Origin of the sequence: Candidatus Poriferisodalis sp. (assembly GCF_965219595.1) — a bacterium.
In the GTDB taxonomy this organism is placed as follows: Bacteria; Actinomycetota; Acidimicrobiia; order Acidimicrobiales; family Poriferisodalaceae; genus Poriferisodalis.
Window position 1 is genome coordinate 2635360 of the sequence record NZ_OZ244781.1, and the last position, 13619, is coordinate 2648978.

The 13619-nt window shown below is 67.8% G+C and carries 11 protein-coding genes; 4 read left to right on the forward strand and 7 right to left on the reverse strand.

Annotation, left to right across the window (positions count from 1 at the left end; all coding sequences use genetic code 11):
• Positions 1–70: 70 nt before the first annotated feature.
• The 7 genes from ACOQPE_RS11710 to serB all read right to left on the reverse strand — a co-directional run bounded on the left by ACOQPE_RS11710 (position 71) and on the right by serB (position 8688).
• Entirely contained in the window at positions 71–1207 is a 1137-nt protein-coding gene (locus ACOQPE_RS11710; protein ID WP_420609084.1) for a glycoside hydrolase family 3 protein, read from the reverse strand.
• On the reverse strand, positions 1207–2130 hold the full coding sequence (locus ACOQPE_RS11715) for a nucleoside hydrolase (protein ID WP_420609085.1): 924 nt from the start codon (positions 2128–2130) through the stop codon (positions 1207–1209). The genes ACOQPE_RS11710 and ACOQPE_RS11715 overlap by 1 nt, the downstream gene beginning before the upstream one ends.
• On the reverse strand, positions 2127–2843 hold the full coding sequence (locus ACOQPE_RS11720) for a hypothetical protein (protein ID WP_420609086.1): 717 nt from the start codon (positions 2841–2843) through the stop codon (positions 2127–2129). Before ACOQPE_RS11720 ends, ACOQPE_RS11715 begins: the two co-directional genes overlap by 4 nt.
• A gap of 23 nt (positions 2844–2866) precedes the next feature.
• Positions 2867–5776 carry an aminomethyl-transferring glycine dehydrogenase gene (gene gcvP, locus ACOQPE_RS11725; protein ID WP_420609087.1) on the reverse strand — a complete coding sequence of 970 codons (2910 nt, stop codon included), beginning with the start codon at positions 5774–5776 and terminating at the stop codon, positions 2867–2869.
• A gap of 67 nt (positions 5777–5843) precedes the next feature.
• Positions 5844–6983 (reverse strand): glycine cleavage system aminomethyltransferase GcvT, encoded by a 1140-nt coding sequence (gene gcvT, locus ACOQPE_RS11730; RefSeq protein ID WP_420609088.1) that lies wholly within the window; start codon positions 6981–6983, stop codon positions 5844–5846.
• 19 nt (positions 6984–7002) lie between these two features.
• Entirely contained in the window at positions 7003–7308 is a 306-nt protein-coding gene (locus tag ACOQPE_RS11735) for an arsenate reductase family protein (RefSeq protein WP_420609089.1), read from the reverse strand.
• 108 nt (positions 7309–7416) lie between these two features.
• Positions 7417–8688, reverse strand: a complete 1272-nt coding sequence (gene serB, locus ACOQPE_RS11740; RefSeq protein WP_420609090.1) for a phosphoserine phosphatase SerB — start codon at positions 8686–8688, stop codon at positions 7417–7419.
• Between the two features lie 64 nt (positions 8689–8752).
• On the opposite strand from serB, the gene ilvD reads away from it, so the two are divergent.
• The 4 genes from ilvD (at position 8753) to ACOQPE_RS11760 (ending at position 13619) form a co-directional block, all read left to right on the forward strand.
• Positions 8753–10588, forward strand: a complete 1836-nt coding sequence (ilvD, locus tag ACOQPE_RS11745) for a dihydroxy-acid dehydratase (RefSeq protein ID WP_420609091.1) — start codon at positions 8753–8755, stop codon at positions 10586–10588.
• A 62-nt stretch (positions 10589–10650) separates the two neighbouring features.
• Positions 10651–12222, forward strand: a complete 1572-nt coding sequence (locus tag ACOQPE_RS11750) for an MFS transporter (RefSeq protein WP_420609092.1) — start codon at positions 10651–10653, stop codon at positions 12220–12222.
• 28 nt (positions 12223–12250) lie between these two features.
• Positions 12251–12799 (forward strand): thioesterase family protein, encoded by a 549-nt coding sequence (locus ACOQPE_RS11755; RefSeq protein WP_420609093.1) that lies wholly within the window; start codon positions 12251–12253, stop codon positions 12797–12799.
• A 46-nt stretch (positions 12800–12845) separates the two neighbouring features.
• Complete coding sequence (locus tag ACOQPE_RS11760) at positions 12846–13619, forward strand: dihydropteroate synthase (protein WP_420609094.1); 774 nt, start codon at positions 12846–12848, stop codon at positions 13617–13619.

Genomic DNA, 13619 nt, shown 5'->3' on the forward strand with positions numbered 1-13619 from the left:
CCAGCGCCCCGACGGTCCGGCCTGTGCGCGGGCGGCGCGGCGCGGTGAGTCCGTCCTCGGCACGCGCGGCTCAGTCCAGCAGGCCGTACTGCTGTTTCAGCGCGAGGATCCGCTGGACCGATTCGTAGATGCGCTCCTCGGGGATCTCGCCCGACTCCACTGCGGACAGGATCGCCTCGCGCACCCGCAGTACGTTGTCGGCCTCGTCGTCGTGGGTCTGGTTGGCGATCAGCACGACGTCCACGCCCGCATTGACGGCACGCACCGCCGCTTGCTCCAGGGTGAACTGCTCGACGATGGCGCCCATGCCCATGTCGTCGGAGATCACCACGCCGTCGTAGCCGAGATCGTTGCGCAGGAGATCGGTGACGACGGCTGCTGACAGCGTGGCGGGAAGCGCAGCGGGGTCCAGCCGCCGGTTGACGACATGGTTGGTCATGACCGCACCGGCGTAGCCCTGCTCGAACAGCATCCGGTAGGGAGCGAGCTCGACATCGCTCACGAAGCTGTCGGTTACGTCGGTGACGCCCAGGTGCGTGTCGCCGACCGCACTGCCGTGGCCGGGGAAGTGCTTGAGCGTCGGCACCACGTCGTGGTCGAGGTGCGCATCCGAGAAGGCGCTGGCGTGCTCGACCACCTGCGCGGGATCGGCGCTGAACGCCCGCCCCAGCGCGCCGATCGCCGGGCTGTCGGGGTTCACATCGACATCCACAACCGGCGCCAGATTCCAGTTGATGCCCACCGAGCGAAGCTGTTCGGCCAGCGCCGCAGCGATCTCCGATGTGCTTTCCGGGTCGCCGGCGCCCATGTCGGCCGCCGACGGCACCACGACTGTGAAGCCGTACTTCTGCTTGAGCCGATTGACCAGCCCGCCCTCGGCATCCACAGCGATCAGCAGCGGGATCTCGCTGTGCTCTTGCAGGCTTGCCGTGAGGGCCTCGAGCTGAGCAGGCGAGACGATGTTGCGCGGCTGCGTGCCGCCGCTGCGCACGTCATAGTCGTACAGGATGAGCCCCCCGGGGCGTACCTCGTCCAGCAGCTCGGCCACTGCAGGCTCCACCTCGGTGCCGGGAAAGCCGAACAGCAGCATCTGGCCCACCGCCTCGGGCAGCGTCAGGTCTCGCGCTTCGAGATCGTCACTGCCGCAGGACGCGGCGGCGATGGCTGTCGCTAGTGCCAGGACGAGCAGCGTCGTTGCGCGGCGCATCAGCCGTAGCTGCCGACGGCGTCGACGATGAGTTCGAGCGCCGGAGCGGCGTCGATGCTGTAGGCGACCTCGCAGTTGGGCGTGGCGCCGGTGCCGGGTCGTTCGTCGGCGACGGTCATGCCCCGGGTGAGATCGCCGCTCGTCTCCACGTCGACGTGTCGGGCGCCGAAGGTGAACAGCTCTGGGTGCGTCACGGCCAACACTGCGCAGGGGTCGTGCATGGGCGCGGCATCCAGCCCGGCGCGCTCGCGGTAGCCGGTGAGGTAGAAGTCGAACAGGCCCGCCACGAACTCAGGCACCATGCCGCCCTGCTCCCGCAGGGCGATGATCTCGTTCTGCCCGACGCAGAGCTGGTGGGTGAGGTTGAGCCCGGCCATGCGAACCAGCAGTACACCGGCGGCGAACACGATCTGGGCGGCATGGGGATCTGCCCAGATGTTGAACTCGGCCGTCGGCGTGACATTGCCCGGCCCGACCGCGCCGCCCATGAGCGAGATGCCCGCCACCCGCTCGACGATGTCCGGCGCTTGGCGGATGGCCAGCGCAATGTTGGTGAGCGGCCCGACAGGCACGAGCCACACGTCGTCGTGGGCTCGCACCGTCTCGATGATGACGCCGACGGCGTCGTTGCTTGCTGCCGCCAGGTGCACATCGGGCCGCGGTGGCCCATCGAGCCCGGTCGCCCCGTGGGCACGAGGGGCGTGGGCCGCTGGCACCAGCAGCGGCTGGTCCGCGCCCGCATGCACCGGAATGTCCAGCCCGGCGAGCTGGCACATCAGCAACGCGTTCGCCGTAGTGAGATCCAGCGGTGCGTTCCCCGACACCGTCGTGATCGCCAGCACCTCGCACTGGCGGGCCGCCAGCAGGATCGCCACCGCATCGTCGTGGCCCGGATCGCAATCGAGAATGATCCTCGGGTTCACAGCTTGGTGATGCTGGGCGCGGGGGCGTCGGTCTCGCCCCAGTAGTGGGGGAGGCGCAGGTAGCCGAAGCGCGTCAGCTCGACGGCCGATGCCAGCCCCTGGATCTCCTTGATCCGCTGGATGGAGCGGATGTGCGAGGCCATCTCGTAGAACAGCATCCAGATCGCGCACTCGAGCGTGTTCACGATCATCCGCTCGTCGTCGGGATCATGCCAAGCACCTCGGGGGAGCACCGTGATGGCGTCATCCCAGAAGAGCGTGCTGTGACGTGACTCCACCATCTCGCGGAACGTCTCGACCGGATGGGACGCGACCACGTAGCGCATCCAGCTCAGGCCCAGGTCGAGCTTGTCGAGCAGATCGGGCACGTCCCAGAACAGCTCTGGATCCAGCCGCAGCCCGTGCTTGTTGTTGCGCCCCTGGTGATGCTCGGCCCACACGATGGGCTCGGGAATGTCGCCGTCGGGCCACAGCAGCATCCCGCAGCGCCGCTTCGCGAAGATCAGCGACACCCAGGCGATGTGGCTGATCTGCCGCCGGATCGACCACCACATCAGCTCCCGTTCGGGCGACTGGTCGTCGAGGTCGAGCTGCCCGTCGCTCAGCCCGTCCACTTCGGCGCGCAGCCACAGGTCGATATGGGAGAAGTACGGCATCGTGCCGGCCGCATCATCGTCCGGCATCTCCAGCACCGAAGGGTCGACCCGAGCCATGCCCGAACGCTAGCGATCTGTGGTCAGTCAGTTTCGAAGGCGCGGGGGTCTGGGCAGGCGCACATGAGGTTGCGGTCGCCGTAGGCGCCGTCGATGCGGCTCACGGGCGGCCAGTACTTGTCGGCCACGAGCGTCGCCACGGCGGTGCCCGCCGGGTAGGCGGCCTCGGTGCGCGAATAGGGGTGCTCCCACTCGTCGGCCAGCACGTCGATCGCCGTGTGGGGCGCGTTGGCGAGCGGGTTGTCGTCGGCGGGCCACTCGCCCCCCGCGACCCTGTCGATCTCGGATCGGATCGTCGCCATCGCATCGCAGAACCGGTCGATCTCCGCCAGCGATTCGCTCTCGGTGGGTTCGATCATCAGCGTCCCCGCGACCGGGAACGACATCGTCGGGGCGTGGAATCCGAAGTCGATGAGCCGCTTGGCCACGTCGTCCACGCTGGCCCACTCCGAGAACGGCCGCAGATCCACGATGCACTCGTGTGCGACCAGCCCGTAGCGGCCCTGGTACAGGATCGGGAAGTGTTCGCCGAGGCGCGAGGCCAGGTAGTTGGCCGACAGGATCGCCGTCTGGGTGGCCTGGGTGAGGCCGTCCACTCCCATCATGGCGATGTACATCCATGGGATCGGCAGGATGCCCGCCGAGCCCCACGGCGCTGACGAGATCGCTCCCGGGCCGGTTTCGGGGCCGGCAGTGGGTGCTAGCGGGTGGTTGGGCAGGTACTTGGCCAGGTGCAGGCGGCACGCCACCGGCCCGATGCCCGGCCCGCCGCCGCCGTGGGGAATGCAGAACGTCTTGTGCAGGTTGAGGTGGCTGACGTCGGCGCCGAATGTGCCCGGTGCGGCGAGGCCGACGAGGGCGTTGAGGTTGGCGCCGTCCACGTAGACCTGCCCGCCCGCTTCGTGCACCTTGAGACAGACCTGCCGGATGCCATCTTCATAGACACCATGTGTCGAGGGATAGGTGGCCATGAATGCGGCGAGCTGATCGCCGTGCTCGGCGATCTTGGCGTCGAGGTCGTCGAGGTCGACGTCGCCGTCGTCGGTGCAGCCCACCACCACCACCCGCATGCCGGCCATCACGGCCGACGCGGCGTTGGTGCCGTGCGCGGAGGAGGGGATGAGGCACACGGTGCGGTGGGAGTCGCCCCGGTCGTCGTGGTAGCCGCGGATGGCCAGCAGCCCGGCCAGCTCGCCCTGCGAGCCCGCATTGGGCTGCAACGACACGGCGTCGTAGCCGGTGATCGCCGCCAGCCACCGTTCGAGGTCGGCGATGATCTGGCGGTAGCCCTCCCACTGGTCGGGCGGCGCGAACGGGTGGATGTCGGCGAACTGCGGCCAGGTCACCGGCGTCATCTCCGCTGCAGCGTTGAGCTTCATCGTGCAGCTGCCCAGCGGGATCATCGAGCGGTCCAGCGCCACGTCGGCCGAGGCCAGCCGGCGCAGGTAGCGCATCATCTCAGTCTCGGAACGGTGGGAGTGAAAGGTGGGGTGCGTGAGGTACTTGCTGGTGCGCCGCAGTTCGCCGGCGATGCCCGACGGCGCCGAGGCTGCCAACTCGGCCACAATTCCCACATCGGCTGACCTGCCGTCTCCTGTCGTTCCGAAAGCATCCAGGAGGTGCGCGACCGTCGCTTCGTCGCAGGTCTCGTCGAGCGAGACGCTCACTGCGTCGGCATCGACTCGGCGCAGGTTGATCCCGGCGCTGAGCGCGGCGGCCAGTACCTGGTCGGCGCCGCCGGGGACCTCCACAGTCAGCGTGTCGAAGAACGTCTCGTTGCGGACGCGCAAGCCCAAGTTGCGCACGCCCTCGGCCAATCCGGCCGTCAGCCGGTGCACGCGCTCAGCGATGCCCGCCAGTCCGTCAGGGCCGTGCCAGACCGCATACATCGAGGCCACCACGGCGAGCAGCACCTGAGCGGTGCAGATGTTGCTGGTGGCCTTCTCGCGCCGTATGTGCTGCTCACGGGTCTGCAGCGCCAGCCGGTACGCGGTCCTGCCGGCGGCATCCACCGAGACGCCCACGAGCCGTCCCGGCATCGAGCGGCGGTGCTTCTCGCTGGTCGCCAGGAATGCCGCATGCGGGCCGCCGAAACCGAGCGGCACACCGAAGCGCTGCGAGCTGCCCACCACGATGTCGGCGCCCTGCTCGCCGGGCGGCTGCAGCACGCAGCACGCCAGCAGGTCGGCCGTGACGGCCGCAATCGCGCCCGTAGCGCGCAGAGCTTCGATCACCGATTGAAGGTTGCGGACAGCGCCGCTGCTGCCGGGGTAGGCCAGCAGTGCGCCGTACACCTCGGCAGGTGCCAGATCGGTCGCCGGATCGCCCACCACGATGTCGATGCCGAGCGGCTGGGCACGTGTGCGAACCACATCGATGACCTGGGGATGGCAGTCGGCATCGACGAAGAAGCAGTCGGGCCCGCTGCGTGTGATGCGGCGGGCCATGGCCATCGCCTCGGCAGCCGCGGTGCCCTCGCACAGCAGCGATGAGTTGGCGATCTCCATTCCCACCAGATCGCACACCATCGTCTGGTAGTTGAGCAAGGCCTCGAGCCGCCCTTGGGAGATCTCGGGCTGGTACGGCGTGTACGCCGTGTACCACGACGGGTCTTCCAGCACGCCGCGTCGGATGACTGCAGGCGTGAGGGTGCCGTAGTAGCCCAGCCCGATCAACGAGTGCACCTGCGTGTTGGCATTGGCAAGCCAGCGCATCGCCGCAGTGGCTTCCGTCTCGGTGAGGGGACGGTCGATGCCGTCGAGCACGATCGGCTCGTCGATCCGGATCTCGGCAGGCACGGCGGCATCGACCAGTTCGGTGAGCGAGCCGAACCCGAGCCGCTTGAGCATGACAGCAACGTCGTCAGGCCCTAGGCCGATGTGGCGTACAGCGAATGCCCCTTCTGAGCTCGTGGGTACAGGGGGTTCACTCATGCGCCATGCCTCCGAAGTGGCCTTGTGCGGTCTCGATCATCGACAGTGCCATCGCTCGGGTTATCCATCACGACGGTCGCCAGTAGCGGTGCTCCACGAATGGCAGCGGGGCCACCCGGCACGGCTCGGCGCCCTTGCGACCTTCGGCAAACAACTCCGTGTCGTCAGCCGAATGCTCGGCTGCCACGTAGGCCATGGCGATCGGCGCTTCGACCGTCGGGCCGAAGCCGCCGCTCGTCACCATGCCGACGCTGGTGCCGTCGGAAGTGCTCAGCGCGGCGCCGTCGCGGATCGGCCGTCGGCCCTCGGCCGCGATGCCCACTCGCAGGCGCGGCGGCCCGCCGGCGAGCTGCGCCGTGATGATCTCCGCACCGGGAAATCCGCCGTCGGCCCGCCGGCGCTTCGGGATCGACCAGCCCAGACCGGCCTCAGCCGGCGTTGTCGCCTCGGTGAGCTCGTGGCCCACCAGCGGCAGGCCCGCTTCGAGGCGCAGCGTGTCGCGGGCGCCGAGCCCCGCGGGAACTACCTCATCGGCGTTCAGCAGCAGCCGTGCGATATGGGCCACCTCGCCTGCCGGCATGGCAATCTCGAAGCCGTCCTCGCCGGTGTACCCGCAGCGAGACACCTCGCACTCGACGCCCTCGATCAGCAGTGTGGCCGTCGTCATGAACGCCAGCTCCGCGGCTTCCGGCGCCCAGCGAGCCAGCACGCCGGCCGCCGCTGGACCCTGCAGCGCCACCAACGCCAGATCGGTTCGCACGTCAAGGCGCACATCGCCGTCGTCGCCGCCGTTGACCGCCCGCAGCATGGACAGGTCGGCCTCGGTGCGCACCGCATTGACCACGATGCGCAGCCGATCGGCATGACACGACACGATCAGGTCGTCGAGCACACCGCCTGCCGCAGTCGTGAACAGCGTGTAGCGCATGCGTCCCGGCACGAGGCTGGTGACGGCACCCGGCACGCAGCCTTCCAGCCAGGCCGCCACGTCGCCTACCTCATCGTTGCCCCCCGGGTGCAGCTCGATGATGCCCATGTGGCTGACGTCGAACAATCCCGCCGCCGTGCGGGTAGCGCGGTGCTCGGCAACGGTGCCGTCGCCGTAGCGCATGGGCAGCGCATGGCCGCCGAAGTTGACCATCCGGCCGCCGAGTTCGGTGTGCAGGTCGAACAGCGGGGTGCGTACGCCGCCGTTGGCGTCAGTCATCAACCGGTCCGGCTCGGCCTCAGTCGGCCAGCAGCTCGGCGATGCGACCCTTCGGACGTCCGACGATGGCACGGTTGCCGCGCACCACCACGGGACGCTGCATGAGCGCCTTGCGCTGGCTCAGCAGCTCCACCACGGCGGCGGGATTGTCGACGTAGTCGTCGGCGTTCAGGTTCAGCTTCTTGAACTGCGAGTCCTTGCGCACCAGGTCTTCGACGGGGTCCTCGAGTATCGACACCAAGTGTTCGAGCGTCTCGCGGTCGGGTGGCGTCTTCATGTACAAGACGACGTCGGCCTCGACTCCAGCTTCCTCGGCGACCGCCAAGGCATTCCGGGACGAGTTTCAATGCGGGTTGTGGTAGATCGTCACCTCGGCCATGAGGCCGAAGTTACCTGCGCGAGACGCGCAAGTCTGGTCATGCAGCCATGACGGTCACGGCAGCAACGACGAGAGCGGTCGCTCGGCATGCAGCGGCGTCGTCGAGGCGTCCGCGGCTTCGACTTCCTCGCGTGTGACGCCCAGCATGAACAGGATCGCGTCCAGGTACGGGACGTTCACGGTGGTGTCCGCCGCATCGGCAACCACCGGCTTGGCGTTGAAGGCGATGCCGAGCCCCGCCGCTGTCAGCATGGGCAGGTCGTTGGCACCGTCGCCCACGGCCACGATCTGCTCCAGCGGCACGCCCTCGATGTACGCGAGCTGGCGCAGCAGCCGCGCCTTGGCCTCGGCGTCGATCACTTCTCCGACCAGTTCGCCGGTCAGCCGGCCGTCGCGGATCTCGAGCTCGTTCGCGTAGGCGTGATCGAACTTGAACCGCTTCGCAAGGTGATCGGTGAAGTGCGTGAAGCCGCCGGAGATGATCGCGACCCTGTAACCCAGCCGCTTCAGCGTGCGCGCGAAAGTGCGGGCGCCCCGCGTGAGATTCATGTGCACGATCGCAGCGTCGATGATCGAGGCGGGCTGGCCGGTGAGCAGGCGCACCCGCTGGCGCAGCGATGTCTCGAAGTCGATCTCGCCGGCCATGGCGGCTGCGGTCAGCTCCGCCGAACGAGCTTCGTGGCCGGCCTCGGCGGCCAGCAGGTCGATCACCTCGTTGCGGATGAGGGTCGAGTCGACGTCCATCACGATCATGCGGGTCGAACGCCGTGACAGGCCGTGGGGCTGCACGGCGATGTCGATTCGGCGCTCAGCGGCCACCTCGATCAGGTCGGTGCGGAGCTTGTCGCTCTCCGCACCCTCCACCAGGAATTCGTAACTCCACACCGGGAAACGGGAGAGCCGGTGAATGCGGTCGATGTTCCCGCCGCTGGTGGCGATAGCCCCGGTCACGACCGACAGGTCCGCAGGCTTCAGTTGGGGCGCCAGGGCGGTGACCACGAGGCGCTCCGCGTGCTTGGTCGGCGTAGCGTCGACAACCTCGAAGTTCATCTCCAAGCCCCGCTCGTAGCCGAACAGCAGCACTTCCTTGACCAGGTCGCGGCCGGCGGGGACGGTGATCGCGAGCCCGAGCGTGAGCTGGCGGCGCACCACCACCTGCTCCATGTCCTGCACGTCCGCGCCCGCGTTCGAAAGCAGCGCCAGCAAGTCCGTCGTGATGCCTGGGCCGTCCGGGCCGGTCACCCGTATGAGGATCGTGTCCCTGGGGGCCGCATCGTCGGCTGTATCGCCCGCAGCATCATCGGCTGCAGTGTCGTTCGGGACCACGGGTCGCGCAGGCTACTGCCCAGACGGGCTATGAGAATCCGGCATCGCCGCGTAGGCTGAACGTATGCCGAGCTACCGATCTGTCACCTCTACAGCAGGCCGAAATCAGGCCGGGGCTCGAGCCTTGTGGCGTGCCACCGGCATGACCGATGAGGACTTCGGCAAGCCGATCATCGCCATATCCAATTCGTTCACCCAATTCGTGCCCGGCCATGTCCATCTGAAAGACCTCGGCCAGCTCGTCGCCCGCGAGATCGAGGCCGCCGGCGGCGTGGCGAAAGAGTTCAACACCATCGCCGTCGACGACGGCATCGCCATGGGCCACGACGGGATGCTCTACAGCCTGCCGTCGCGAGACCTCATCGCTGACGCGGTCGAGTACATGGTGAATGCGCACTGTGCCGATGCACTGGTGTGCATCTCCAACTGCGACAAGATCACGCCGGGGATGCTCAACGCCGCGATGCGACTGAACATCCCGACCGTGTTCGTCTCGGGCGGTCCGATGGAGGCCGGCAAGACGAAGCTGGCCACCCAGAAGGTCGACCTCATCAACGTGATGGTGGTGGCGGCCGACGACTCGGTCAGCGACGAGGACGTCGCCGAGATGGAACGGTCGGGCTGCCCCACGTGCGGTTCGTGCTCAGGCATGTTCACGGCCAACTCCATGAATTGCCTGACCGAGGCGCTGGGCCTGTCGCTGCCCGGCAACGGGACCGTGGTGGCGACCCATTCGGACCGCCGTGAGCTGTTCCTCGAGGCCGGCCGCTTGGTGGTCGAGCTGTGCCGCCGCTACTACCAGGAAGACGATGCGTCAGTGCTGCCGCGTTCGATCGGCAGCTTCGAGGCGTTCGAGAATGCCATGACGCTCGACATCGCGATGGGCGGGTCCACCAACACGATCCTGCATCTGCTGGCCGCCGCCCAGGAGGCGGAGCTCGACTTCACGATGGCCGACATCGATCGGCTGTCGCGCAAGGTGCCCAACATCTGCAAGGTGGCGCCGGCGTCGGAGTTCTTCCACGTCGAGGACGTGCACCGCGCCGGCGGGGTCATGGGGATCATGGCCGAGCTGAACCGGGCGGGCCTGATCGCCAACCAAGTGCCGACGGTGCATTCGCCGACCATGTTCGATGCCATCTCCAGCTGGGACGTGGCCACCAACGACGATGCGTCGCTGGCCGAGTTCTTCCGGGCGGGCCCGGCGGGCATCCCGACACAGGTCGCGTTCAGCCAGTCCGAGCGCTACCGCACGCTGGACCTCGACCGCGAGCGGGGCTGCATCCGCTCGGTCGACTGCGCCTACTCCACTGATGGTGGGCTGGCGATCCTGTACGGCAACCTCGCGCCCGACGGCTGCGTCGTGAAAACCGCCGGGGTGGACGAATCCATCTGGGTGTTCTCCGGCCCGGCCCATGTGGTCGAGAGCCAGGACGAAGCGGTGGAGCACATTCTTGAGGGCGAGGTCGTCGCCGGCGATGTGGTGCTTGTTCGCTATGAGGGTCCGCGGGGCGGCCCCGGCATGCAGGAGATGCTGTACCCGACGTCGTACCTGAAGTCCAAGGGTCTCGGCAAGGCGTGTGCCCTGGTCACCGATGGGCGCTTCTCGGGCGGCACGTCTGGCCTGTCGATCGGCCATGTCTCGCCCGAAGCTGCCGCAGGCGGGCTCATCGGGCTCGTGCGCAGTGGCGACATCATCGAGATCGACATCCCGAATCGCACCATCAATCTCGCAGTTGACGATGCCGAGCTGGAGCAGCGTCGCGTCGAGCAGGACGAGGCGGGTTGGCAGCCGGCCGAACCGCGCCCACGCCAGGTCAGCACCGCACTGCGGGCCTACGCGGCAATGGCCACCAGCGCCGACAGGGGCGCAGTGCGCGACCTGTCCCTGCTGGGCTGAGCAGCTCACGCTGACAGCCCTTCACGAGCCTTGATCGGTGGCCGCGCCGTAGTCTCGCGCCGGTGACCACCGTGGACGCAGCCGAGGAATCTCCGGTCCATCTGGACTCGGCGCGCGGCTGGGTGACCGCCTGCGGCGCGGCGATTGTCGTCATGGCCGGTTTCGGCACGATCTACAGCTTCACTGCCTTCGCCAACGACATGGCCGAGGAGTTCGACACCGGCCTCGGACCGATCTCGATCGTGTTCGGCATCACCGTGTTCCTGTACTTCGGCAGCGCGCTGTTGTCGGGCCGCCTGTACGACCGGTTCGGCATCGTGCCGCTGCTGATCGTCGGCGGTGTCCTGTTTGTCGGTGGTCTGGTGGCCACGTCCTACGTGTCAGTGCTGTGGCACGGCTACGTCCTGTACGGCGTTGGGCTCGGATTCGGCGGCGGTCTGTTCAATGCGCCGCTGTTCGCCCTGGTCGCCCTGTGGTTTGCCAAGCATCGTGCGATGGCGCAGGGCATCGTGGCGACCGGCTCGGGTCTCGGCACGATGATCTACGTCCCGTTCGCTCAGCGGTTGCTCGCCGAGTACGGCTGGCGCCTCGGCATGCGTTGGCTTGCAGTCATCGCAGTGGTGATCCTCCTCTTCGGGCTTGCAGTCATCAGGCAGCCGCCAAGAGTGCAGATGGGCAGCCCCCGCCGGCACCTCTCGCTGGTGCTGCGGACGGCGGCGTTCTGGCAGATGGGAACCTCCGGCATCTTCTTCACGATCGCCGTCATCGGCACGATCGGGCTCATCATCCCGTTCTCCATCGACGACGGTGTGGAGGAGTTGGCGGCGGGTTGGCTGGTGTTCGCCGTCGGGCTCTCGAGCATCGTCGGCCGGCTCGCTCTGACGAGCTTGGCGAGACCCTTGGGTTCGGTTCGCCTGCTGAAGATCGCTTTCAGCGGCCTGCCGGTGGCGTACACCATCTGGTTCATCACGACACGCGTCGATGCGCCCGGCACCAAGTACGTGCTGCTGGTGGTGTTCGCCTCAGTGCTCGGTGTTTCCTATGGCGGCTTCGTGGCGCTGCTGGGCGATGTCACCGCTCACCTGTTCGGCTTGGCGAGCATCGGCGCGGTGGTCGGCATCTTCTTCTTCTTTTCTGGCACAGGCGCCTTGATCGGCCCGCCCTTGCTGGGCTTCACGCACGACGCGAGCGGCGGCGTCGGAGTGCCGATCTTGATGGTTGGTGTCATTGCGTTGGCGGGTGTCTTGGTACTCCTGCCGATGACCCGCCATCCACTGGCACTGCCGACCTACATCGGGCCTGGCGGGCCGCCGCCAACGCTTGCCGCCCCGGCCGCTGGGGCGCCCCGGCCGCTTGCACCAGTGCGGCTGCCGGGCACAGCGCCCGCCCCGGCGGCGGCCGGTGTCGCGGCCAGCGCTGCGGCCAGAACCGTGCAGCGACTGCCGGTGACAGCCGGTGCGACCGCGCCATCACCGGCTCCCACTGCGATCCCGGCCGTCCCGAGGGTGCGGCCGCTTGACGATGGCCTCGTGGCGGCAATGTCACAGCCGCGCTCTGCCGCCCTGCAAGATGCGCCACCCGAGGTGTTCTGGCCTGTAGCCGATGAGGCTGTCTCTTCGAACGGACAGTCATGAGAGCCGACACCAATGAGCAGAGACAGCCATGAGCGCTGAGCCGCTGGAACCGCAGCCGACCGACGCTGTGTCCCGAGCTCCTGTCCCGGTGCTGGCTGGCACCGTGCAGGAGGGGTGGATCGACTACAACGGCCACCTCAACGCTGGCTATTACCTGGTGGCGTTCGACGACGCCATCGCACCCTGGATGGACTACATCGGCATGGGCACCGCACATCGTGAAGTGCGTGACATCACGACGTTCTCCGCGGAGAACCACATCACCTACGTGCGAGAGATCGGGCCCGATGAGCCGTACGTGATCTCGGTGCAGCTGCTGGGCTTCGACCGCAAGCGAGTGCACGCATTCCAGGTCATGACCCAGACCCGTGACGACTACCTCGTGGCGACCTGCGAAGTCATGTCGCTGCACATCGACGGGCCGACCCGGCGTGTGGGGTTGATGGCCGACGAGCCCTACCTGCGGCTCGCCGAGATCTGGGAGGCACATCAGCATCTGCCACTGCCGCCCCAAGTTGGTCACGTCATCAACATCCGGCCCTCAGACGAGGCCTTACTGCACACGGACCTGGCCTAAGGCCCAGGCTCGGTCGAGATCGCGGCGCCCTGACTAGGTTGCGGCCGTGGAGATCTTCGGCGTGGTCAATGCCTCTCCAGACTCGAAGGCCGATTTCTCGGTGGTCCAAGGCTGCGCCGAAGCGGCGGCCCGGGGAGCCGAGCTGCTGGCCGAAGGCGCCGACCACTTCGATCTCGGCGGCGAAGGCTCCACGCCCGGCAGCGACGAGGTGAGTGCCGACGACGAGTGGCACCGAGTCGAAGGGCCGCTGCGCGGGCTGCTGTCGCTGGGCGCAGAGGTGGCGATCGACACTCGCAAACCCGGCGTAGCCCGCCGAGCCCTCGATGCCGGCGCAACAGTGCTGAATGCGGGCGACGCTTTGCAGTCGCCCGAGATGATCGAGCTCGCCGCGGAACGCGAGGTCACCGTGGTGCTCCCCTTCATGCTGGGACGCGATTTCCGCAGCGTCCGCGATGTGCGCGGTGACCCGGTGACGGTCATGGTCGAGTGGTTCGCCTCACGCATCGAGCGCCTGCGCGAGGCAGGCGTGACGCAGCAGCTGCTGCTGGACTGCGGTGTCGGCTTCGGCCCGCACGACATGGACTGGCCCGAACGAGCGGCCTACCAGCGAGCCATCTACGGCGGCCTCGGCGAACTTCGCCGCTTCGACCTGCCGCTGTACGTGCCAGTGCCCTGGCTGCAGACACCCGACCGCCTCGAACTGCTCGACCTGGCGCTCTCCCAAGAACCCGACTACGTACGAGCCCACCGCCCCGCCCAAGTCCGCGAACACCACGCGGCCCTCAGCGCGGCGAGTGCTCAGATCGTGTCGTCGGATTAG